General features: G+C 51.0%; 19 protein-coding genes and 1 pseudogene. 8 read left to right on the plus strand and 12 right to left on the minus strand.

Going from position 1 to position 23,256, the window contains the following annotated elements; translation table 11 throughout:
* Positions 1–169 precede the first annotated feature (169 nt).
* Entirely contained in the window at positions 170–439 is a 270-nt protein-coding gene (locus QN379_RS10185; RefSeq protein WP_322234282.1) for a hypothetical protein, read from the plus strand.
* Between the two features lie 97 nt (positions 440–536).
* Here the strand turns inward: QN379_RS10185 and QN379_RS10190 are convergent, their stop codons facing one another.
* From QN379_RS10190 to QN379_RS10205, 4 genes are all read right to left on the minus strand, one after another.
* The gene (locus tag QN379_RS10190; protein ID WP_323506618.1) at positions 537–962 is read right to left on the minus strand and encodes a type II toxin-antitoxin system VapC family toxin; all 426 of its coding nucleotides are present in this window, start codon (positions 960–962) and stop codon (positions 537–539) included.
* On the minus strand, positions 959–1,213 hold the full coding sequence (locus QN379_RS10195; RefSeq protein WP_322234280.1) for a type II toxin-antitoxin system Phd/YefM family antitoxin: 255 nt from the start codon (positions 1,211–1,213) through the stop codon (positions 959–961). The genes QN379_RS10190 and QN379_RS10195 overlap by 4 nt, the downstream gene beginning before the upstream one ends.
* 123 nt (positions 1,214–1,336) lie before the next feature.
* A complete protein-coding gene (locus QN379_RS10200; RefSeq protein WP_322234278.1) occupies positions 1,337–1,468 on the minus strand; it encodes a hypothetical protein in 132 nt (43 codons plus the stop codon).
* Entirely contained in the window at positions 1,461–2,363 is a 903-nt protein-coding gene (locus QN379_RS10205; RefSeq protein WP_323506597.1) for a LysR family transcriptional regulator, read from the minus strand. Before QN379_RS10205 ends, QN379_RS10200 begins: the two co-directional genes overlap by 8 nt.
* 141 nt (positions 2,364–2,504) lie before the next feature.
* Between QN379_RS10205 and QN379_RS10210 the strand changes: the two genes are divergently transcribed.
* From QN379_RS10210 to QN379_RS10225, 4 genes and pseudogenes are all read left to right on the plus strand, one after another.
* Positions 2,505–3,887: an NAD(P)H-dependent oxidoreductase gene (locus QN379_RS10210; protein ID WP_322234274.1), complete on the plus strand. Its 1,383-nt coding sequence runs from the start codon at positions 2,505–2,507 to the stop codon at positions 3,885–3,887.
* A gap of 466 nt (positions 3,888–4,353) precedes the next feature.
* Positions 4,354–5,280: an MBL fold metallo-hydrolase gene (locus QN379_RS10215; RefSeq protein ID WP_322234272.1), complete on the plus strand. Its 927-nt coding sequence runs from the start codon at positions 4,354–4,356 to the stop codon at positions 5,278–5,280.
* A gap of 356 nt (positions 5,281–5,636) precedes the next feature.
* Positions 5,637–7,049 (plus strand): annotated as a pseudogene (locus QN379_RS10220) (alanine/glycine:cation symporter family protein); the annotation flags it as partial.
* 319 nt (positions 7,050–7,368) lie between these two features.
* Entirely contained in the window at positions 7,369–8,328 is a 960-nt protein-coding gene (locus QN379_RS10225; RefSeq protein ID WP_322234270.1) for a nitronate monooxygenase family protein, read from the plus strand.
* Between the two features lie 121 nt (positions 8,329–8,449).
* Here the strand turns inward: QN379_RS10225 and QN379_RS10230 are convergent, their stop codons facing one another.
* From QN379_RS10230 to hisC, 3 genes are all read right to left on the minus strand, one after another.
* Positions 8,450–9,199, minus strand: coding sequence for an META and DUF4377 domain-containing protein (locus tag QN379_RS10230; RefSeq protein WP_322234269.1), 750 nt, complete (start codon positions 9,197–9,199; stop codon positions 8,450–8,452).
* A 133-nt stretch (positions 9,200–9,332) separates the two neighbouring features.
* On the minus strand, positions 9,333–10,484 hold the full coding sequence (locus QN379_RS10235; RefSeq protein ID WP_323506598.1) for an MFS transporter: 1,152 nt from the start codon (positions 10,482–10,484) through the stop codon (positions 9,333–9,335).
* A gap of 182 nt (positions 10,485–10,666) precedes the next feature.
* Entirely contained in the window at positions 10,667–11,767 is a 1,101-nt protein-coding gene (hisC, locus tag QN379_RS10240; RefSeq protein ID WP_322234266.1) for a histidinol-phosphate transaminase, read from the minus strand.
* A 355-nt stretch (positions 11,768–12,122) separates the two neighbouring features.
* Between hisC and QN379_RS10245 the strand changes: the two genes are divergently transcribed.
* Complete coding sequence (locus QN379_RS10245) at positions 12,123–13,037, plus strand: mechanosensitive ion channel family protein (RefSeq protein ID WP_323506599.1); 915 nt, start codon at positions 12,123–12,125, stop codon at positions 13,035–13,037.
* A 143-nt stretch (positions 13,038–13,180) separates the two neighbouring features.
* Here the strand turns inward: QN379_RS10245 and QN379_RS10250 are convergent, their stop codons facing one another.
* Both QN379_RS10250 and QN379_RS10255 read right to left on the minus strand, forming a co-directional pair.
* Entirely contained in the window at positions 13,181–14,299 is a 1,119-nt protein-coding gene (locus tag QN379_RS10250) for a type II asparaginase (RefSeq protein ID WP_322234262.1), read from the minus strand.
* A gap of 354 nt (positions 14,300–14,653) precedes the next feature.
* On the minus strand, positions 14,654–15,262 hold the full coding sequence (locus QN379_RS10255; RefSeq protein WP_322234259.1) for a LysE/ArgO family amino acid transporter: 609 nt from the start codon (positions 15,260–15,262) through the stop codon (positions 14,654–14,656).
* A gap of 100 nt (positions 15,263–15,362) precedes the next feature.
* On the opposite strand from QN379_RS10255, the gene QN379_RS10260 reads away from it, so the two are divergent.
* Entirely contained in the window at positions 15,363–16,295 is a 933-nt protein-coding gene (locus tag QN379_RS10260) for a LysR family transcriptional regulator ArgP (RefSeq protein ID WP_322234257.1), read from the plus strand.
* Positions 16,296–16,445: 150 nt separating this feature from the next.
* On the opposite strand, the gene ettA is transcribed toward QN379_RS10260, so the two are convergent.
* The 3 genes from ettA to QN379_RS10275 all read right to left on the minus strand — a co-directional run bounded on the left by ettA (position 16,446) and on the right by QN379_RS10275 (position 20,690).
* A complete protein-coding gene (ettA, locus tag QN379_RS10265) occupies positions 16,446–18,113 on the minus strand; it encodes an energy-dependent translational throttle protein EttA (protein WP_205322751.1) in 1,668 nt (555 codons plus the stop codon).
* A gap of 293 nt (positions 18,114–18,406) precedes the next feature.
* The gene (gene rarD, locus QN379_RS10270) at positions 18,407–19,303 is read right to left on the minus strand and encodes an EamA family transporter RarD (protein WP_322234255.1); all 897 of its coding nucleotides are present in this window, start codon (positions 19,301–19,303) and stop codon (positions 18,407–18,409) included.
* Positions 19,304–19,451: 148 nt separating this feature from the next.
* Complete coding sequence (locus QN379_RS10275) at positions 19,452–20,690, minus strand: Bcr/CflA family multidrug efflux MFS transporter (RefSeq protein WP_323506600.1); 1,239 nt, start codon at positions 20,688–20,690, stop codon at positions 19,452–19,454.
* Between the two features lie 484 nt (positions 20,691–21,174).
* On the opposite strand from QN379_RS10275, the gene QN379_RS10280 reads away from it, so the two are divergent.
* Positions 21,175–23,241, plus strand: coding sequence for a putative bifunctional diguanylate cyclase/phosphodiesterase (locus tag QN379_RS10280; RefSeq protein ID WP_323506601.1), 2,067 nt, complete (start codon positions 21,175–21,177; stop codon positions 23,239–23,241).
* Positions 23,242–23,256: the final 15 nt, after the last annotated feature.

Raw genomic sequence — 23,256 nt, forward strand, 5'->3', positions numbered from 1 at the left:
TCAGGCGATAACGCTTCGTTGGCATCTTAGTAAGTATCTTAATAAGTGTCTTATTTTGCGTTAGTCTGCGTCGGTTTCGGCATCTCTTTGCCCATCTCGCCTAATAGAACTGTTTTCGGGCGCGGGACTGCGTAGAATGGCGATCTATATTTAATCAGGAATTGAAATAATGAAAAAATCCGGCATGGCAAAGATGCAAGCAATGAAACTTTCCGGCAAGATGAAGCAACCGGGTTCCGCCGCTGTATTCGGTCAAACTGCGCCCGTAGCGCTGGATCGGCGTGAGCAGCGCAATCTGGATCAGTCGCTGGGTTTGGTACCGTTTGCGGTCAAACTGAATAGTGATCTGGTGCAGCAAATAAAAACGCTGGCGCAAGAGCGTGACTGCGGCGTGAATGAATTGGTCGCGGAGTTGTTGAGCAAGGCGCTGGAAGCGTAATAGCCAAGCAAGTTAGGGGTTGTGTCGCCTTAGCCCAATCTCTAGCGTCGCGTTTATGCACATGATCCGCAAGGACCAGTGCGCGGCGCTTTGCCGATCATTGGGCCTCCCATGGGTTAAGAATCGTCACGCCGGACGGTTGAAAGTCAGCCACATTTCGCGTTACTAAGGTCATGCCATGAACCAGCGCCGTTGCTGCAATGAGGCTATCCATGGCCGGGCGCGGGTCGGGCACATGAAGCGCCGCGCAACGTTGCGCAACCGCGGTATCAACCGGTAGAATGCGGCCGGCAAATGCAGGTAAAACATGGCTCTCGAACCAGGTCCGAAAAATAGCGCCTTGTGGTGGATCGCGGCGCTCAATTAACAATACGCCCAGTTCCAGCTCCTGCACGGTGATGGCCGACAAATAGAGGTCTGTGGCATCCACACTGTCGGCCCACTGCGCCACATTTTTATCGGCTCGGCCAAGGCGAATTTTTCGCAACTCAGAAACGACATTGGTATCGAGAATAAACATCAGGAAAAGTCCACAGGGCGCGGAATCTCACGCGAGCGTGGAGTCTCAAAGTCGATATCAGCGATGCTCGGCATCGCCAGCAAATCGGCAATCTTCTGGTGACTTCCGGTAATCTGCTGATAAAGCGCGATGCTCATAAGAACATGGGCCGGTCGTCCCCTATCCGTGATGAATACTGGCCCATTGTTTGCGGCCCGTTTTGCCTCGCTCGCCCCTTGATTGAACTCGCGGCTTGATAGGGTTGTGATGGTCATGACCATAGCGACACCTCGAATACTTGATTTAAGTAGATATGTTACTACAACATAAATGCGGGTGCAAACGCTGTACTCTGCATGGATTCTGTCGTACTAGTTTAATCGCTGGCGGGTCGGTCCTTAGCGCGCGGCGTGTCCGGGGAAGATGCGGCCTTCGTTCTCGGCTTTTGCCGTCGTTACGCCGCCACCGAATTGAGTTGCGCTGGTCTCTTGCTTTTCTGCCTCCAACACATAGCCATCCTCGTTAGCCATCCGTCCAAAAAGCGTTACCTGCGGCCTCGATGCGTTCAGCAATATAATCTGCCACCACTTTGACGCGCACGGAATCGCGCGCTTCGGCATGGGTGATTAGCCAATAGCCGCGGAATAGTTTGATCTGGTCTGGCAATAGTCGCACCAATTCCGGCTCATTGCGGGCCATGAAGCATGGCAGTGCGCCCAGTCCGACTCCGCCTTTCACTGCCGCCATCTGGCTGATCACATTCGAAATTCTGACACGTGGCGCTGGCGCGGTAGGAATGTGTGACAAATAATCAAGCTCCTTGGTCCACATCAAGTCCTCCACATAGCCCACCCAAGTATGGGCCGCCAATGAAAGTTGGGTGTCAATTGGTCCGTGCTGCGCCAGAAAAGAACGTGCCGCATAAATGCCAAGCTCATAGTCGTTTAGCTTGCGTGCATGCAACCGCCCCGTTTCGGGGCGCGTCATGCTAATCGCAATATCAGCCTCGCGCCTGGAAAGACTAAACATGCGTGGATTGGCGATGAGTTCAATTTCCAGCTGTGGATGGCGGGTCGCCAGACCGGTCAGTTCGGGTGCCAAAAAATAAGTTCCGAATCCTTCCGGTGCGCCGATCCGCACCGAACCCATTAACCCTAGCGCTCCATCATCGGAGCGGGATCGAATGCGGATCGCCAGGCTTTCGACCGCCTCCGCATCGGGAATCAGGCGCTCACCTTCTGCTGTGAGGACGTACCCGGCCGAGCGACGGTCAAACAAAGCCACCCCAAGCGCCTTCTCCAGGCCAACTATGCGTCTGCTGAGTGTCGAATGATCAATACCCAACTGCAAGGCTGCGGTGGTAAGTCGTCCGGCCCGCACCACGGCTAAAAATCCTTGTAGGTCGTTCCAGTCAAATTTTTGCATGCGATTTTTTGCACATCCATTGTGTGATATTCAATATTTACGGGGGAAAATGCGAATGCTACTCTTTTTATGTGAATCCGAAAATACGGTATCGCCTCCCGTCAAACATGGCGGTGTACAAATATTATTACAGGAGTAGACATGTCAACTTTGTTTCAGCAATTAAAAGGACTCGCTGACGCGGGAAAACCCGTGCGCGTCGGCTTGATCGGGGCAGGGAAATTCGGCTCAATGTATCTGTCGCAAGTGCCGCGTACGCCGGGCGTGCATCTGTTGGGGATTGCTGATTTGTCCCCGGCACGTGCGTGCCAATCCTTAAAACGAGTCGGCTGGCCGGAGCCGATGTATGCCGCAAAATCCTGGAATGAAGCGCTACGTAACGGCAGCACCTTCGTACAAGATGATGCGGAAGCGCTGATTTCGCAAGGCGAAATCGATATCATTATTGATGCCACCGGCAATCCAGCTGCGGGTATTCGCCATGCATTGCTTTGTTGCAAGCATCGCAAACATATCGTGATGGTCAATGTCGAGGCCGACGCGCTGGCCGGACCGTTGCTGGCACGGCGCGCTGCGGAAGCTGGGATCATTTATTCAATGGCATATGGCGATCAGCCTGCGTTGATAGCCGAGATGGTGGATTGGGCGCGTACTGCCGGTTTCGATGTTGTCTGCGCGGGCAAAGGGACCAAATATCTACCGATATATCATCAATCCACTCCCGACACGGTATGGGGACATTACGGTTTTAGCGATGAGCAAGTCGCCGGTGGTGACTTCAATGCGCAGATGTTTAACTCGTTCCTGGACGGCACCAAATCGGCGCTCGAAATGGCGGCAGTGGCCAACGCGACAGGGTTACGACCAGGTTCAGACGGACTCGCTTTTCCTCCTTGCGGTGTGGATGATTTGCCGAATATTTTACGTCCGGCATCGGCTGGCGGGATCTTGCCGCATTCTGGCACAGTCGAAGTGGTGTCTTCGCTTGAGCGTGATGGGCGTCCGGTCTTTCGCGACTTGCGATGGGGCGTGTATGTAACCTTTGAAGCACCAACCGATTATGTCCGCGAATGCTTTTCGCAATACGGTTTAAAAACCGATTCCAGCGGTCGCTTTGCCACGATGTATAAGCCGTACCATCTGATCGGTCTCGAATTGGGGATTTCCATCGCTAATATCGCCGTTCGCGGTGAGCCAACCGGCAGTACTACAGAATTCCATGGTGATGTCGTGGCAACCGCTAAACGCGATTTGCGCGCTGGCGAACGTCTGGACGGTGAAGGTGGCCACATGGTGTATGGCAAATTGATGTCGGCCGCCGATTCATTAAACAGCGACGCGCTACCGATCGGACTTGCACACAATATTGTGTTGCAACGCCCCATCAGCGCGGGGCAATCCGTGCGTTGGAGCGATGTCGTTATCGACAGCAGCAAAGAGTCAATTCAGGTACGGCGTGAAATGGAAGCCATGTTCCGCAAGGAAATGGGTCTGCAAGCCCCGCGTGATGATATTGCGGCCTAAAACATCCTACCAATAAAAGGACCAACTAAGAACGTCGATCCCGAATCGCCGGTAGAGCGAGAGGGGTCGAACCGCTGGGATATAGTCCGTGGCGGCATTCCTGATCGTCGGTGCGTTGCGGGTGCCGACTGTACATTCACATCTGGCAGATTATTAAAGGGCGTCCGATATATGGTTCATCGGATACGTCTTGGTTGGATGCCGCTTTTAGCGCTAGATATAATTTTCTTGCTGATTCCATCGCCATCGGCGAACATGGAGGTTAAACGCAGTTGGATCTATTTGACTGATGTGACTGATTAATTACTAGTCATATTGTTAAATCGGTCCGCTGCACGGCGAACGTTACTTGTTGATGTGAAGGTTGTGCCCGCATGTTGGATGTAAACGCTGCCTTGGCGCGTTCCCCTGTTGATCGGATGCTGATCGTTGCGTGTGCCATCTCCTGGCGGTTGGTAGTGCAACGATGAACGATTCCTTGCGTGTCCTATTACCAGCGACCATGCATGTGCTTCAACGTGGCTGGTTGTCATCAAATAACATCCTGTTTCTGGGACAGGAACAAACCGCTCTGGTCGATAGCGGCTATGCGACGCACGCAACGCAGACGGTTGCGCTGGTAGCGCAAGTGTTGCATGGTCGCCCGCTCGACTGGCTGGTTAATACACATATTCACTCGGACCATTGTGGTGGCAACGCCGCGCTCCAACAAGCGTACGGCTGTCGTACTTTTATTCCTGCTGCAGAAGCGTCAAAGGTACGCGACTGGGATCAGGGCGCGTTAAGTTACGTCGCCACGGGTCAGCAATGTGCGCGATTTCATGTTGACGCCACCTTGCAAGGCGGCGACGAAATAATCCTCGGAGACATGACCTGGCAAGTGCTGGCTGCGCCAGGGCATGATCCGCATTCGCTGATCCTGTATTGTCCTCAACATCGGATTTTGATTTCTGCTGATGCATTGTGGGAAAACGGGTTCGGTGTCATTTTTCCAGAACTCGACGGCCAATCGGGATTTGCTGAAGCGCGGGAGACGCTGGAAATGATTGCCGCTCTGGACGTTGCGATCGTTATTCCTGGTCATGGTCGACCATTTACAGACGTTGCCAGTGCGCTTTCCAGTGCTTTTTCACGGCTGGATTATCTCTCGGCCGAGCCTATCCGAAACGCGCAAAATGGACTGAAAGTATTGCTGAAATTTCTGCTACTGGAACGTCAAAAAATATCTCTGGAAGATGTGTCGCAGATAGTTGCGACAATGCCTTTGATGGTATCCACAAATGCGCGTCATTTACATCTTCCGAATGATCAACTGACTGCTTGGCTTATTGCGCAATTGTTACGCGCTGGCGCAGCGCAGTTGGATGGTGAAGTGTTGTTAAATTCGGATTAAATATTTGATTCTGCGTAAGAAAAATACGTAATATAAGTAAGATTTTTCTCAAAATAAGTCAGACTTTTCTAATAATGCGTCTTCAGTCACGCCATGGGTATAAAACCCGCCGCCCGCGCCCGCTTTAACGGCTAATATCTAGCGGCCAATCATTTCGATGTGGCGCTAAGCAAAATAATCAATATGTAAATGTGCGTAGAAGCTGACGCGTAGAAATCGATACTGCCATGCAGATCATATGCCAATGACATGCGATTGGATGGTCAGGTGTCGTTATATGTTGTCGTTATACGTTGTCGATAATACACAGTCGCAGTCTGTAATGGCATTCCCTTTTTACCAGAGACAATCCACTCATGTTTGAAACCCTTCTTCACCCTATCGTCAACTGGCTTAATGGTATTTTGTGGGGATATGTCCTCATTTATTTGTTGTTAAGCGTCGGCGCTTTTTTTACGATTCGTTTTGGTTTTATCCAGTCGCGCATTTTTCGGTCAAATTTATTCAAACGCGAACCCGGACAATCCGTTGAGGGAATTACCGGCTTTCAAGCTTTTGCTACAGGTATCGCAAGCCGTGTCGGAACCGGTAATATTGTTGGCGTTGCGGTGGCGTTGACCGTTGGTGGTCCTGGCGCGATTTTCTGGATGTGGGTGGTCGCACTGCTTGGCATGTCATCAGCATTTGTCGAGGCAACGCTGGCGCAAATTTTTAAAGTCCGTAATGAAGACGGTAGTTTTCGGGGCGGACCGAGTTATTACATCCAGATTGGATTGCGTTCACGCGCCTTTGGGATGGTGTTTGCGTTGTCGCTGATCTTGGCTTTTGGGTTTGTTTTCAATGCAGTTCAGGCCCAATCCATCGCTGAAACGATGGATATTTCTTTCCATATTCCGCGGCATTGGGTTGGTATCGCATTGGTGCTGTTGACCGCGCCGGTTATTTTCGGTGGCATCCGACGCGTCGCAAAGTTTGCCGCTGTGATCGTGCCGATTATGGCGGTTGGCTATCTCGGCGTGGCGGCATTTGTGTTGGTGACGCATCTGACTGAATTGCCTGCGGTCTTCAGTTTGATTATCAAAAGTGCGTTTGGTCTTGAGCAAGCTGTCGGCGGAACCGTTGGTTACGCGATCACTGTGGCCATGATGACTGGTATTAAGCGCGGACTATTTTCTAACGAAGCGGGGATGGGATCAGCGCCCAATGCCGCTGCGGCGGCAGTCACTTCTCATCCTGTTTCTCAAGGATTATTACAGATGATGGGCGTGGTGGTGGACACAATGATTATCTGCACGGCGACTGCATTGATTATTTTATTGTCTGGTGAATACGTTCCAGGTGGCGCAACCCAAGGAGCAAGTTTGACGCACGCGGCGATCACAGCGCATTTGGGAAGTTGGGGCGGACTATTTTTAACCGTGGCGATTTTCTTCTTTGCGTATTCATCAGTGTTAGGCAATTACGCTTACGCTGAAGGCAATGTTCAGTTTATTAGCAAGCATCCATTGTTGCTGTTCTTATTCCGTCTTTGTGTACTTGGAATGGTGATGTTTGGTGCCACGGGCAGTTTGCCGTTGGTATGGGATATGGCGGATACCAGCATGGGATTGATGGCGTTGATTAATCTGGTGGCAATTGTGTTGTTGAGTAAATACGCCTATGCGGCATGGCGTGATTATCTGGAACAGAAAAAACGCGGTATCGACGTGCCTAAATTTACCCGACATAGCATTCCTGCATTGCGCGATGTGTTGCCTAAAGATGTCTGGTAATTTAACGTAGCGATAGGCGCATGCCGTTGCCATATCGTTAAAAATAGCTCGCTAAAATGCGAGCTATTTTTTTGTATTTCGCGAACATATCCTCCGCATCCAGATGCTTGTCACTCACTTAATGAAAGCCTCATTTGGTTTATGATAACCAATCCAAAAGTTTTCACTCACTTATGCGCTTGCTGTTTATTATATTTTTAATAAAAAAAAGTAATTAGAATCAATCCAGTTAGAAGATAAAATCTAGCACGATCGTACTTTTTTGTATGACGTTTCCCTTATAATCATTTCTTTGATCCCACTAAAAGAGGTCGTTATGGCATTGCCCGCAGTGTTGCAAAACTTAAGCCTTCCCGTTATCGGTTCGCCGATGTTTATCGCCAGTGGACCGGCGTTGGTCGCGGCGCAATGTAAAGCGGGGATCGTCGGTTCGTTTCCGGCGCTCAATGCGCGTCCGGCAGCCGAGCTCGATGTGTGGCTGACACAATTGCAAATTGAACTGGCAACATATCAGGCAGAACACCCGGATGCTAAAGTAGGTCCGATTGCAGTCAATCAGATTGTGCATCAATCCAATGATCGTCTGGCCCATGATGTGGAAATGTGTGTCAAACATCGTGTTCCGATTATCATTTCCAGTCTGCGTGCGCCACCCAAAGAGATGATGGACGCTATTCATAGCTATGGCGGCATCGTATTGCACGATGTTATTTCGATTCGCCATGCTGAAAAAGCATTGGAAGCCGGAGTTGACGGCTTGATTTTGGTCGCCACCGGCGCTGGCGGTCATGCCGGTCCGTTGTCACCGTTTGCGTTAGTGGGCGAAGTACGAAAATTCTTCGACGGGACGATTGCACTGTCTGGCGCGATTGCCACCGGTGACGCGATTCTGGCGGCGCAAGCAATGGGCGCAGACCTTGCCTATATTGGCTCGCGCTGGCTCGCCACTCAGGAAGCCAATGTCGACGATGCCTATCGTCAGGCCATTGTCGAATCAAGCGCTAACGATATTGTGTATACCAATCTGTTCACAGGTATTCACGGCAACTATTTGAAAAAATCCATTATTAATGCTGGTCTTGACCCAGACAATCTTCCCGAGGCGGACAAGACCAAAATGAATTTTGGTTCCGGTGGAAGCGGCGCCAAAGCCTGGCGTGATATATGGGGCGCGGGTCAAGGGGTCGGACTAATGAGTGACGTGCCAACGGTGGCCGCAATGGTAGATCGCTTGCAAACCGAATATCAGGCTGCACGTCGGCGGCTGGCGCTTTAGTGCAGGCTGGCCCGGCCCGGCTGGTTTGGCTCTGCGTCAACCCTATCATTTTAGGTATTGAAAATTTACGCTAATCCGCGCCAGCGGCGTCGCGCAAAGCTAGAATTATTGGCTGCAAAACTCACTTCTGATATTCAGCCAATTCCTGCTCAACGATGATATCCAGCGTCCACTTGACCGCGCTGGCATCGGCGGGTGGATGTGGAACGCGCTCTTCTAAAATGCGCAGGCGATATTGCACACCGGGTTCAGGTTTGAAACCGGCAATGTCGCCGTACCAGAGTTGCCATGGGGCTTTTTTATCTTCACGGATTTGATAACAAGTTGTCTGCATCACGCCGGTAGAGCAAGGTGCTTTTTCCGCGGCGACGTAGATGAATTTTATTTTAGCCGTGGCACCGACTTTGTCCCGTGCGTGGAAAGTCATTACTTTACCGTCAACGGTGTTGAACTCAAGGGTTTTTCCGGTAATTTTGTAGTCGTTCACTGCCTGTAGTTTTTCTAAAAAGTCAGCTTCGAAACGCATGGCGGGTTCCGGGCACGCCATACGTGTTGTCACCGCTTCAACAATCGTCAGTCGACCCGGGCTACGAATCGAAAACGGTGCCGTAAACTGATTGCACCAGGCGCGACCATTCACCCGTCCCTGGCCTTTTTCATTGCTAAAAGTCAGAATCACCGGATCACCGTTATCGCCGGTTGGAATAACATGGTTCGGCCAATCGGTGAGTTCCCAACGGGACGATAACAATCGTGGATCGTCGGTGATTTTGCTTTCCTGTCCGGGCATGGCGCAAGCTGCCAGCGTCGCACTGGCAGTGAGAGCGAGGGTCAAGGTGCGAGCGAAAGTATGAGCAGACAAATTAGGCATGATGGCAGGCTCCAAAGCGAATTTAGCAAATGCAGGGTATTTCTCGAGGACACCATTTTATCGTACTCAAGGCATTTTATACGTGGACGGAGATTCTTAACCCTTCGTTGGTTTTATCGCGCTCCGCGATCGCTCACTCAAGCCACTTCGCGCGACTCGCTGATAGTGCGACCGCCAGACATAACACACCGACCAGAGACAGCGCGGCGTGCAGGCCGAAGCCATGTGCCAGAAACCCGATCACCGGCGGTCCAATCAAACCACCGCCGTAACTGAGGGTGGCGACACCCGCCAGCGCGGTAGAACCATGGCGCCCCGCCGCACTGAATACAAAAGGGAAAACGGTCGCAACGCCAACACCGGTCAATGCAAAGCCGAAAATGGAGAGCGAAACGTTAGGTGCGATGAGTGCCACAAACATACCAACTGCCGCGATAAGCGCACCGGTGGTGACGACTTTGCGTGCATTGAAGCGCTCCTTTAGTCGATCTCCTATAAGTCTTGTAACCAGCATCATCGCCGCGAAGGCGGCAAACGCTAACGGTGCAGTGCCGTCGCTGGCACGCAACCAGTCCGTCATGTAAACACCACTCCAGTCTGCCACAGACCCTTCAACAATCGCGCCGCAAAATCCGATGATACCGAGGACGATCAGGTGGCCGTGCGGGAGTGAAAAATACTTTTTACCGATGCTCGGTTCGGGGCGATCATTTGGCAATGCGTAGTAGCAAAGTCTTAGCGGCAGGGCGAATAGCAGTGCCAATAAGCCGAAGTGTGAGAGCGGCGACAAGCCGATGCCAGCAAAGCCGCTGCCGATGAGCGCGCCGGATAAAGTGCCGACGCAAAACCAGGCGTGTAATAGCGACATGATCGAACGCGCAGCTACTTTTTCGGCTGCGGCACCGAGTGCGTTGATCGCCACATCAAAGCAACCAGAGCAAAGTCCAAGACTGGTCATGGTAAGCATTAACCACGCCATATTGGGAGCCAGCGCCAAACACGGCATAGTCACCAATAATCCAACGCCGGCGTACCAGGCGCTGTGGCGCGCGCCGTAATGACCGGTCAGCCACGCTGCCAGCGGAAAAGAACCCACGGCACCGATCCCTGCGCATAGTAATACCAGACTTAATTCTGCCGGATCAAGTTGCAAGGCATCGCGCACCGCCGGTATGCGCGAGGCCCAGGTTGCATATACAACGCCGAGCAAGACAAACAGGAGCGGAAGCGCTGCCTGACGCATGCGGTTAATAGTAGGAACGGGAATGGCTAGTGGAAGAGACATTGATCACAAAAATGGTGAAGAAGTGGACGAGATCGTGTAGCGCGTGGGTGTGTTGGTGTAATAGTGCAATAGCACACTAATCAGCCCCGTCGATAGTGATTGCGATTATCAACGGGGTATTTACGTCACCGTCGTGCGCTAGTGTGCACTTCAATATTCGAATCTATAAGATAGAGATACGACTAAGCCAATTTAACCGCATTTGTCTTATCTTTCAGATGATTGGGTAGCGCATCCAGTAACGCCTGACAATCCGCATTTGAGCCGACCGTAATGCGCAAAAATTGTGCAATTCGCGGGCTGGTAAAGTGTCGAACGATGACCCCATCGGCGCGTAATCCTGCGGAAATGGTTGCCGCGTCGTGTTGTGGATGACGCGCGAAAACGAAGTTGGCAGCCGACGGCAATACGTTAAAGCCCAGCGCATTCAATCCGGCAACCAGCGTCTTGCGGGTATCCATAACCGCAAGCCGGGTTTGATCGAAATGCGACTTATCCTGAATCGCGGCCGCGGCTCCCGCAATCGCCATCCGATCCAGTGGATAGGAATTGAAACTATTTTTGACCCGCTCCAAAGCAGCAATCAAATCAGGATGACCAATAGCAAAGCCAACCCGCAGGCCAGCTAAAGAGCGGGATTTGGACAGTGTTTGCACCACAAGCAGATTGGGAAAACGCGAAACCAGCGGGATCGCGCTGTCGCCGCCAAAGTCGATGTACGCCTCATCAACGATGACCACGCTATCAGGTTGCGCCGCGACCAGGCGTTCAACTTCAGACAATGGCAGCAGACAACCAGTCGGCGCATTCGGGTTAGGAAAAATAATCCCCCCGTTTTTGCCTGCATTCAGATAGTCATCGACCTGAATCGTAAAGTCGTCCGCGAGCGGGATTGTCTTGTAGGCGACTTGATACAGGTTGGAATAAGTCGGGTAAAAACTGTACGTAATGTCCGGATACAGAATCGGATCATCGTGTTGCAATAGCGCCTGAAACACATGCGCCAGCACTTCATCGGAACCATTACCGACAAATATATGTTCCGGAGTGATGCCGTATTGCGCATTTTGTTCCGCAATGGCAAGCTTGAGCGGTTCGGAGTCCGGATTAGGATACAGACGCAGCGTGTCGGCAGCTTCGCGCTGGATCGCTGCAATGGCCAACGGCGACGGACCGTAAGGATTCTCGTTGGTATTGAGTTTGATCAGATTGTTAATCTTTGGTTGCTCGCCGGGCGTGTAAGGCGTCAGGCGGCTGACGATGGGACTCCAATATTTGCTCATGGGGATCGATCAAGTGGGTTGGCTGGTGCGTAAGTCGATAGTGTAGCAAACCCGCGGGAGTTAGCGCGCGGCATCTCGATCTGATTGATGGTGATGGACCATCCCTGATTGCGCATTCGGAGCTCAAACAGAGCTGCATGTCAGTACATAAGGCTTGAATGACGCCCCTTTCAGCCTACTGTTGCAACTAAATGCAATAATCCAAGCCTAATGACGTTGTTTAAACGTTACTTAAGTGCTAATTAAGCGTTTTTTTAAGCATTATTGGAACGTCTAGTCTCATCACCGTCGGCGAGCAAGTCATTGACGCGTCAGCCTACAGGCGAATGTTCGTCATAAAAATAGGAGTTTACCTTTGAATACTTTTGCCGTTGACCAGTTAAATGGACTCTGGACTTTTCTGGCTACGTCCTCGCTGCATTACGCGGTGAATGCCGTGCTGGCGATCGTTATATTGATGCTTGGTTGGTGGTTTTCTTCCAAATTATCGAATATGTTCCAGCGTGTGTTGATTCGCTCTAACGTCGATGCCACCTTGCGACCGGTATTGCGGAGTGTGTTGTTGTGGCTCATTCGTCTGATTACGGTGATTGCTGTATTGGGACAGTTTGGTGTGCAGACCGCCAGTATCATCGCAGTGTTGGGTGCAGCCAGTCTGGCGATAGGTCTGGCATTGCAAGGTACGCTACAAAATATTGCGGCCGGTATGATGTTGTTGTTTTTGCGACCATTTCAGGTCGGCGAATATGTTGCGAATAGCAGCGTCGAAGGAACTGTCGATGAAATTGGTCTTTTCGCAACAAAATTAACTAAGGCCGATGGCGTTTGTCTATTTGTCCCAAACAACCAGTTATGGAACAGCGCGATTACCAACTATAGTCGGCATGACAAGCGGCGTATGGATCTGCCGATCGGGATCGATTATAAAAATGATCCCGCCATTGCGATTCGGGCCTTAACCGCGTTATTGGATGCCGATCCGCGGATTCTGAAGTTGCCAGAACCGCTGGTGGTTGTGAGCGATTACGCGGATAGCGCTGTGATGCTCAAAATACGGTTTTGGACAATGACGTCGGATTTTTGGGCCGTTCGCTGGGATATTAGTCAGCAGATTAAGCCAACACTGGATGCGATTGGATTTTCGATTCCGTTTCCGGTGCAGGAACTACGTCGTGAAAAACCGAGTCAAGCCGCCTTACAGTCGTCGGCACCAATCGCGTCAAATGGCGCGCCAGAGACGGCGATATCATCCACTCCAACCACGTTATAGACGTCTGAGCGCACCACATCATTCGGTGCAAGGTAATGATGTAAAAAATGGTGGATCAGGAAGCACCTGACCCACCATTTTTTTATGTCAGATTTGCGGTGTTGTGACGCTAATCAGACGAGTAAAAGGAAACTGTCAAAGAATTAATAGGTGTAAAACATCCGCTGAATGTCTTTCGTATTATTCGTTTTGGTCAGCGCTAGCATCAGCAAGATTCGTGCTTTCTGCGCATTCAGCGTATCAGCTACAACGAAGTCGAGAGTATCGTCGCTGGCCTCGCCGTTGCGCGCCACAATGCCTTGCCCGATTCGGCTGGCACGCACGATAATCACCCCTTTTTTACGTGCCGCAATCAGTGGTTCTTTCATTTGCGCTGCAATACTGCCATCACCGACACCAGCGTGGATAATGCCCTTGGCACCAGCGGCGACTTGCGCATCTAGCGCAATGCTGTTCATATCGGCATAGCCGTACACGATATCAACTTTCGGCAAGACATCCAGGTTACTGATATCGAATTCTGTGTCGAGTGTGTTTTTGCGGGTTGACTGGCGATAAAAATACGGCTTACTGCCTTGAATGTATCCCAGCATCCCGAGTTCGGGTGATTTAAAGGTATCGGTGGTTGATGTATTGGTTTTGGTGACTTCGCGCGCGGCGTTAATCTGGTCGTTTAATGTCACTAAAACGCCCTTGCCGATTGCCTCTTTGCTACCGGCCAACAGCACGGCATTGTATAAATTGATTGGTCCATCCGCAGACAGCGCGGTCGACGGACGCATTGCGCCGACGATCACAACTGGCTTGCGACTCTTAACAGTCAAGTCAAGAAAGTAGGCGGTTTCTTCGATGGTGTCAGTGCCGTGAGTGATGACGATGCCATCGACATCCGGGCGCGCCAATAATATATTGACCCGCTTGGCAAGTTTCAGCCAATGGTCATTCGTCATGCTTTCGCTGGCGATCTGAAATACTTGTTCACCCTTCACGTTGGCGACTTTTTTCAGTTCCGGCACGGCTGCGATCAATTTCTCAACACCGACCGTGGCAGACGTATAACCGACGGTGGTCGTGCTCGTCGCGCCGGTACCGGCAATCGTGCCGCCAGTGGCAAGAATTATCACGTTTGGTAGTTTTTGCGACGCTTCCTGAGACTCTTGCGTCTGCGCAATGGCATTTCCTAATCCGCTCGACAATAATAAAGCGCCGAATATGAATCGAAAATAGGGCTGAAAACGGGTGTGGATTTTATGCAAAACCATACATCTCCTAATTTTAATCGTTGTTTTTCTCGAGGTTGATACCGTGGCATCGCACTGAAAGAACGATCGTAATGATTATAGGAAAGGTTGCTGATCGTATAAACGGTTAATCGCCCTAGCCTTGCTCATAATGCGAATAAATACGGTATCGCACCCGCACTTTATGGAGACTGGCGAAAAAAATCTAATGCAAGTTATGCATAGGTTTATGCATAACTTGTATCAACACACATTCAAAAATGTGCTTAGGAGAAATGCATTAGTTGAAATTAGTCTGTCGAAGCTTGTCCGGCTAAGAGTGATTGCGGGCACAGGCCCGCAATCCGCTAAGTAAAGAATGCTTCTACATGGTCTTTACAGTAGCAGTGAAGCCGCAATCGACCACATGACTACTGCAATGACACCATCCAGAATACGCCATGCAATTGGCTTGGCAAAAATCGGTGCGGCAAAGCGTGCGCCGAATCCCAGGCTCAAAAACCAGAGAAGCGAAGCCAGCATGGCACCCGCAGCAAACAACACCCGGCCCATGCCAATCTCTTGTCCGCCGACTGATCCTAGCAAGACGACCGTATCGAGATAAGCGTGCGGATTGAGCAGGCTAAAGGCCAGCGCGCTGGTGATCACGGCGGCATAACGAGGAGGCGCGAGCGGTGCCGTGGTTGTTATCAATGCGGTCGGCTTCCACGCGGCCAAAGCAGAGCGGATTCCACACCAGCACAAAAATGCCGCGCCACCCCATTTTGAGAACGCAAATAAAGCGGGATTATCGGCAATCAATGCACCAACACCAGCAACGCCAAGCGCAATGAGCAACGAGTCGCACAAACCACAAATCAGCACTGATGTAAGTACATACTGACGCTGCAAGCCCTGACGTAAAATAAATGCGTTTTGTGCGCCAATAGCGATAATCAATCCGCCACCTAATCCCATACCTTTGATAAATGCTGCGGTTTCCATGCATGCTCCTTCATTCAATGGAAGAAGCTTAATGCCGCAAGAAATATAAGTACAATGAATGAATCTACTGATAGATAAGAAATTCTTATGATGGGGGAATATGAAAAATCTGGACTATCGCGGCTTGGCAGCGCTCAATGCAGTCGTCGCCTTAGGCAGCTTTGAGAAGGCGGCGACGTCGTTGCATATCAGCCAATCGGCGGTGTCGCAACGTATTCGGACTTTGGAAGAATTGGCGGGTCAATTATTGATCGTGCGTGCACAGCCGCCATTTGCGACGACGCTGGGTCAGCGCCTGATTGCGCATTATAGCCAGGTCAAGCTGATGGAAGCTGCGCTCGCAATTGATACCGATGAACCCGATACTTTGCCGGAAATCGCGATTGCGGTGAATGCCGACACGCTCGCAACATGGTTGCTGGACGCTTTGGCGCCCGTACTCAATCCACCGCAATGCCAGTTGACGGTACTAATAGACGATCAGGACCATACACTGCAATTGTTGCGTGAAGGCACAGTTTTCGCGTGTGTTACCAGTTCGATGGCGCCTGTGGCCGGCACAACAGCGTCACCGCTTGGGGTGGAGCGGTATATCTGCGCCGCGTCACCAGCGTTCGCGGCACGCTGGTTTAGTGACGGCTTTACCTCCGCCGCAGTGGCGCAAGCACCGGCTGTTGTGTTTAATCAGAAAGATGCATTACATGCACGGTTTTTGAATTGGCGCTTAGGATGGGGCACACCTTATCCGCATCATTCGATTGCCTCGGTCGACGCCTTTGAAAAATTTGTACACAGTGGCTTTGGTTATGGCATGTTGCCGACGCTACAAATTGAACGCGCGCTGGCGTGTGGGGATTTGGTCGATTTAACGCCCGGGGATGGGATCGATGTACCGCTGGTGTGGCATGCCTGGAATATTCAGACACCGCTCACGGAAGCGTTATCACAACACATTATTCAGACCGCGCGACGTAGTCTGAGTTACGACCCGCTCACATTGGATACTGCAAATACGCGTTTGAATAATCGATGATGATTGTTATCTGGCATACAGGGTAACAATTTGACATGGCGACTACGTCATGAGTCAGGATCAACGGGCGAATAACGCTCTGATTTGCGTATTCGCCCGGCGTAACAATTAACCAGTAACCAGTAACCGGTAACAATTAAAAAATAATAATTAACGCGTTACCGGCTTGTAGCGAATGCGCTTAGGTTTAGCGCCCTCTTCGCCCAGACGTTTACGCTTATCGGCTTCATATTCCTGATAATTGCCATCAAAAAACGTGACTTGCGAATTACTTTCGAACGCCAGAATATGCGTTGCAATCCGATCCAGAAACCAGCGATCATGGGAGATCACCATGACACTACCGGCAAATTCCAGCAAGGCATCTTCCAGCGCGCGCAACGTTTCTACGTCAAGATCGTTGGACGGTTCATCGAGTAGTAACACGTTGCCGCCTTGCAGCAGCGTTTTGGCCAGATGCAAACGACCACGCTCACCGCCGGACAAGTTGCCGACGATTTTTTGCTGGTCGCCACCCTTAAAGTTGAAGCGCCCTAAATAGGCGCGGGATGCCATTTCAAACCGACCAACGGTCAGGATATCTGCCCCGCCAGAGACGTCTTCGAACACGGTTTTGCTGTCAGACAGCGCATCGCGATGCTGATCGACGATGGAGACGCGTGCCGTTTGACCGATGACAACTTCGCCGCTATCCGGTTGTTCTTTGCCTGTGATCATTTTAAACAGCGTTGATTTACCTGCGCCGTTGGGGCCGATAATCCCGACAATCGCGCCTGCCGGGACAGTAAAACTCAGGTCATCAATCAATAAACGGTCGCCGAAAGATTTGGAAACGTTCTTGAATTCGATGACTTCATTGCCAAGGCGCTCAGCTACCGGAATGAAAATTTCCGATGTTTCGTTACGTTTTTGGTATTCATGCTCGCTCAACTCATTGAAGCGTGCCAGACGTGCTTTACTTTTAGCCTGACGCCCTTTTGGATTCTGGCGAACCCATTCAAGTTCTTTTGCAATGGTTTTCTGGCGCGACGATTCGGTGGCTTCTTCTTGTTTCAGGCGGTCGCCTTTTTGTTCCAGCCACGAACTGTAATTGCCCTTCCACGGGATACCGTGGCCGCGATCCAGTTCCAAAATCCATTCGGCGGCATTGTCGAGAAAGTAGCGATCATGGGTAATGCCGACCACAGTCCCGGGAAAGCGTTGCAGAAATTGTTCCAGCCAATCGACTGATTCAGCATCCAAATGGTTGGTTGGCTCATCAAGCAGCAACATGTCGGGTTTTGACAGCAGCAATCGGCATAGCGCAACACGGCGTTTTTCACCACCAGATAACACGCCAATAATGGCATCCCATGGTGGCAAGCGCAGTGCGTCTGCGGCCATTTCCAGTTGCAGCTCCAGATTGCCACCGTCGGAGGTGGAGATAATCGCCTCAAGCCGGCCTTGCTCAGTCGCCAGCGCATCAAAATCGGCGTCCGGTTCTGCATAGGCTGCATAGACGGCGTCCAGTTTGGCACGTGCTTCGAAGGCTTCGCCGAGACCGCCTTCAACAGCCTGCCGCACGGTTTGTTCTGGATCCAGTTGTGGCTCTTGTGGCAGATAGCCAATATTCAAACCCGGCATCGGCGTGGCTTCACCCTGAATGTCGGTGTCGATACCGGCCATAATTTTGAGTAAAGTGGATTTGCCGGAGCCGTTCAGACCCAGCACGCCAATCTTGGCACCTGGGAAAAACGACAGCGAGATGTCTTTCAGAATCTGTCGTTTTGGCGGCACGATCTTGCCGACCTTGTTCATTGTATATACGTATTGGGCCATGATGGTCTTCTCGGTGAAGTGTCAGAAAAAGGAGGTCGGACCGACGCAAATCGTTACCGTTAAACGCCGATTTCCTCCCGGAAGCGGTCGGGCGTATCGAACAGCCAACTATTTCGGCTAACGGGAAATCGCACTGTTTGGATTGCGGTCTAAGTCCTACGGTATTCAAAAAATGACGCAGCGTACTAGCGCAGGATGACTAGGATAACCGAACTGGCTAAGCCTGACTATGTATGGCTATGGTTATCAGGTTATATAGCGCCATGTCATTATGTCGCGATGGCGGTACTAATCTAACTTGCGGAACCGGATTGCCGCCCAATGCTCGGCCATGCGCGCCACAAGCCTTCTGCCGAGTACAACACAAGTGCACTCCAAATGACGGTAAATCCAATCAGTTTAGTGCCATCAAGTTGTTCGTTATAGAGTAATACGCCTAACAGCAACTGGATGGTCGGCGTGATGTATTGCAACAGTCCAAGCAGCGAAAGAGGAATGCGACGTGCACCAGCGGCGAACAGCAAGAGCGGAATGGAGGTGATTGGACCCGCCGCCGCCAACAACCATTGCGACGAGTGTGATGCTGTCATAAAACTATTTTGACCATGGTAAGTGGTGAAAGCCAGATAGGCTAGCGTCAGCGGCAATACCAGCGCGGTTTCCAATGCAAGCCCGGGTAGCGCACCAAGACTGGCCGTCTTGCGCAACAAACCGTAGCCACCAAAACTCACGGCAAGAGCTAATGAAATCCACGGAGGATGACCAGTTTGCCAGGTTAACCAGATGACCGCGCTAGCGGCGAGTATGATCGCTAACCATTGCATAAAGCGAGGGCGCTCACCCAAAAACACAAAGCCGAGACCGACGCTGACAAGAGGGCTAACGAAATACCCCAGACTGGCATCGACGATGTGATCGTTGTTGCAGGCCCAGACATAGGTAGTCCAGTTAGCCGCCAACAAAAACGCACTGGCAGTAAAGCCAGCAAGAACGCGGGGTTGGCGCAGTACCGGCACAATCCAGGCCCATTGCTTGCGAAAAGCCAGCACGATCACCAAGAACAGAAATGACCATAGCATCCGGTGCATGACGATATCGACCGGCGGAATGTCACGTAACGCTTTGAAGTACAGCGGGAAAATGCCCCATAGGACGTAAGAGGAGAACGCGTAAAACATACCTGCTTGCATAGCTGTAAGGATGAAAAAGAGTTAGGGTATTCTACGCAAAAAATTTTAGAGCGTTTTGTTCCTGGGAAATAAACGCTTAGCGATCAATATCGGTATACCGTCATTCACGCATATAGCATTCGTGCTAACGATGGTTTCGCCGACTGCTTCACATTTTTGTCCCTAGTGACAGCATTCGATCATGTTCCGGTCGGGCGATAGTGCGATGTAGAAGCAATGCGCCGACGCCGCACACGCTCATCACCATCATCAATGGTCGCGCAGTGCCGTCGTGCCACAGACTCATGCTGACACCGGCGATGATGCCGAGAGAGAATTGTACCGTCCCCATTAACGCTGACGCAGTACCGGCTTGATGGCCTTGCTGGGACAAGGCGATTGCTGATGCATTCGGGCTGATAAAACCATAAGAGGCCATAAATCCAAAGAAGCCGACCAGTAAGAGCGGCAGATTATTCACGCCAACTGCGACCAGTATCGTGATGACTAAGGTTAAGCAGGCTGGAAGCCATAAAGCCCGCCCAAGAATGGCATCGGGCGTCATTTTGCCGACGAGTCGGGCATTGAGCTGCGAAGCACCGATAAGGCCGATGGCATTAGCGCCAAAAACCCAGCCGAAATTTTCTGGCTTGATACCGTGTAGTTCGATCAGCACAAAAGGCGACCCGGTAATATACGCAAACATACCCGCCTGCAATAAGCCGCCGCATAAAGCGTAGGCCAGGAATTGACGGTCCATAAGTAAGGAGCCGTATTGTTTTAATACCCGCCCCAAATGTAGCGGTGCAGTGTCTTGGCGTTTCAGGGTTTCTTGCATCGTGGTATGAATAGCAACCAGACAAAACAAGCCAAAACACGTCAGACCGCCAAAAATGACGCGCCAACCCCACAGTTTAAGCACTTCTCCGCCGATCAACGGTGCCAGAATCGGGGCGATTCCCATGACCAGCATTAATAGTGAAAATGCCTTGGCCGATCCAGCTGCGCCCATGCGATCCCGAATGACGGCACGCCCGACGACCATCCCGGCGCAACCGCCAAGCCCTTGCATAAACCGCGCAAAGATCAGCGTTGTCACATCTGGCGCAAACAGGCAGGCAATGGACGCAAGCGTATATAGCCCAAGGCCAAAATAGAGCGGCGGTTTACGGCCAAAGTGATCACTTAGCGGTCCGTAAAACATTTGACCGACCGCCAGGCCCACCAGGAAGCTAGCTAACGTGAGTTGGACCAGATTGCTGCCGACCGCAAAATCTTTTGCAATAGTTGGGAAACTTGGCAGGTACATATCAATCGAAAGGGAGCCAATCGCTGTTAGTGCACCGAGCAAGATGAGCCAGCCGGGCAGCATTTTTTCTGGCGTTACAGTGTCGATGTTGTTTGTCATTAAGAACTTTGAAGTGTGCGAATGATGCCTGTCTTGCATTGCCTAAACAATCGCATTGGATAGCACAAGATTTTACGCTGAGTGGTGGCGCGACGAAACGTCGACATAGTGTAGGTAAAAAGCAAGAGTGACAAAAAGAGACCGGCGCAGCCAATAATCCAATACTGCATCATTGTTTTTTAAAAATGAAATCCGAGAACAGTTGGCATGTTCGAGGAATAACGTTAGCGGTAGCATTTTATAGCATTCGCCAAATAATTGCCGCTGGGGAATAGGATCAGCCTTATTGCCTGAGCGCCCTGACAGAATACGCGGCAATGAGGGTTTGCATTTGCGCTGTCAAAGCGAACGGATTGGCTAGACAAGCGGGCTGCCAATGAAGAACGAAAGTTAACAAAAAAATATATTCAGATTGCTATGACCCGCTTATAGATTGTGTCGTTTGTTGAATGACTTAACGCACTATTACTGTAAACCTATTTTGATGAATGATGCCTCTATTCCTTCGCTTTACATACTCGCCTTCGTTGTTGCTGTCATGGCTTCCTATTTTGGATTGATGTTAGCTGGGCGTGTTAGTCGTGCGCGGCGCGGGCAAGCGTTAGCTTGGTTGATCGGAGGCGGTATCACAATAGGTACCGGAATTTGGGCGATGCATTTCATTGGGATACTGGCGTTTTATTTGCCAATAAAGGTCTCGTATAGTGCAAGGGTAACTTTGCTTTCATGGTTGATTGCGGTGGTCGTGTCTTGCTTTGCTTTGTTCATGGTCAAGGGCACGCGTAGAAACCGGCACAATCTGGTATTCGGTGGCATCGTCATCGGCGTCGGTCTTTCGGCTATGAATTACGTGGGAATGGCTGCGATCAAATTTGGCTCTGGATTGCGTTACGATCCGGCACTGTTCGTGGCTTCGGTTGGCGTGGCGATCGTCGGTGCCATTGTCGCTTTATGGCTCGGGTTTCGTTTGCGTGGGGGCGACAGTTGGCATACAAAATTGACGCGATTTTCGGCCTCGATCATTATGGGGCTGGCGATTATCGGAATGCATTTCACCAATATGGCTGCTTCACGTTTTTCTTCGGCATCACTGTATGGGTTAAACGACGGGCTGGACCACAATTGGCTGGCGTTTTCAGTGTCAGGAATGATATTGATGATATTGGCGTTTATATTGTTGTGGTCGTTTATCGATATTCGGAGTCGACGCTATGCCGAAGCACTGCGCGCCTCTCTTAAAACGGTCCATTCGAAACTGGCTTATCTCGGCACGCACGATGTGTTGACCAGTTTACCTAACCGCTCATTACTCAATAAGAGAATTGCGGAGATCATCGCCAGCGCAGAGGGTAAAGCAATATTATTTACCATCCTGCACATCAATATTGATCGCCTGAAAACTGTGAATGAATCACTTGGACGCGCCGCCGGCGATCAACTGCTCAATGCGTTTGTGTTGCGCATACGCCAGACGCTGCGTCTGGGCGACATCTTGGCGCGGTTGAGCGGAGATGATTTTGTGGTGTTGGCAGAAGTGAGCCAGGCCAGTGATGCAGCTCAGATGGCAGAAAATCTGATCGAGCTATTAGGGCGTCCTTTGCATGTTCCTTCGCATGAGATTCATGTGACAGCGTCCATTGGCATCAGCCTGTTTCCCCATAATGGCAACACGGCTGAATCGTTACTGGCTACCGCAGACATAGCGATGTCGCATGTGAAGCAACACGGGCGCAACAATTATCAATTTTTCACGTCAGAAATGCATGCGCGCAATCGTGATCGGATTGACCTGGAAAGTGGATTGCGTCCCGCATTACGGGAAAATGAATTTCGGATGTATTACCAACCCAAAGTGGATATCAAATCTGGAAAAATTGTCGGTGTTGAAGGACTTTTACGCTGGAAGCACCCCGAATACGGCCTCGTGTCGCCGACCAGATTTATTCCTCTGGCCGAGGAAAGTGGTTTGATAGTGGCGATCGGAGATTGGGTGATGGAGGCTGCATGTAAGCAAAGCCGACAATGGCAAAATCAGGGTTTGATGCCGGAGATCATTCCCATCTCGGTGAATCTATCAGCGCATCAATTTTTACAGCGCGACCTGGTGGATAGTACGATGACTGTTTTAAAGCGGCATGCGATACCGGCAGCAAGTCTCATATTGGAGCTGACGGAAGGATCGCTGATGGGTAATCCAGAGAATGCCATTGACGTGCTGCGCGAATTGAATCGATTAGGCGTGCGAGTTTCAATCGATGATTTTGGGACCGGTTATTCCAGCTTGAGTTATTTACGTCGCTTTCCATTGAGCGAAATTAAGATTGACCGCTCTTTTGTGCAATCCCTGGAGAGTAATCTCGAAGATCGCGCGATTGTGCGCGCGATTGTGACGTTGGCACATAGTTTGCAATTGACCGTGGTCGCTGAAGGCGTCGCTAACGTTGAGCAGTTACGGTTTTTGAGACAGATTGGCTGTGATCAATATCAGGGTTTTTTGTTTAGTGAGCCGGTTCCTGCGGAGACTATTTCAGAGATGCTGGCGAGTCAGTGATTCTCGCCAGCAAAG

It is taken from the genome of Glaciimonas sp. Gout2 (assembly GCF_035018905.1).
GTDB lineage: Bacteria > Pseudomonadota > Gammaproteobacteria > Burkholderiales > Burkholderiaceae_D > Glaciimonas.